General features: G+C 29.8%; 2 protein-coding genes. Both read right to left on the bottom strand.

The window, feature by feature from the left end:
* Positions 1 to 283, bottom strand: a 283-nt coding sequence (locus IDG60_RS18365) for a DUF1672 family protein (RefSeq protein ID WP_117231796.1), incomplete at its 3' end; no start/stop codon positions are given.
* Between the two features lie 243 nt (positions 284 to 526).
* A partial coding sequence (locus tag IDG60_RS18370; protein ID WP_241013400.1) for an ATP-binding protein occupies positions 527 to 717 on the bottom strand: 191 nt, incomplete at its 5' end.

Raw genomic sequence — 717 nt, forward strand, 5'->3', positions numbered from 1 at the left:
CATCTTTACCTACAACATTTGTAGCTTTAACTTTTAGTCCAAAGTTATCTTTAAAGAATTGTTCACCTACTTTTTCAAATTCTTTACGATGCTTCTTCGCAAATTCAATCGCATCTTTTTCTGCAGGTGGTTGGAAGCCTTGTCCTACATATTTTGAAGCTTCCATTTCTTCTGGTACTGATTTTGTTTCTGTATTCGTGTCTTTACTTGATTCATTTTCCATCATGGAACATCCCCCTAAAATTAATGTCGTAGCTAAAACTGATCCAATGAATTTTTTCATATGACACCTCGAATAATTTAATTATTACAATATATCTATATTTTACCCTATTTTTATAATCAAATAAATAACTTTATCAAACTTTATATTTTTATATAAATTAGTAATATATTTAATAGTTGATATTCGCAAAAACCCTAATCCTAATCCACTTACAAAACTTTCGACATCAATCAAAAAACGCATGCTATAAATTAGAGTCTCTAATCAATAACATGCGTTCTTAAATAACTATATTCAGTTTTATTCTGGTTTTGGTAGTTTAATAATAAATGTTGTGCCTTTTCCTAATTCGCTTTTAACATCAATGGAACCACCATGCTCTTCGATAATCATTTTACAAATGAACAAACCTAAACCGGTACCTTGTTTACCTCGCGTTCTCGCTGCATCAACTTTATAAAAACGATCAAATACTTGTTGTAAATGTTCTG

It is taken from the genome of Staphylococcus sp. EG-SA-2, assembly GCF_017152085.1.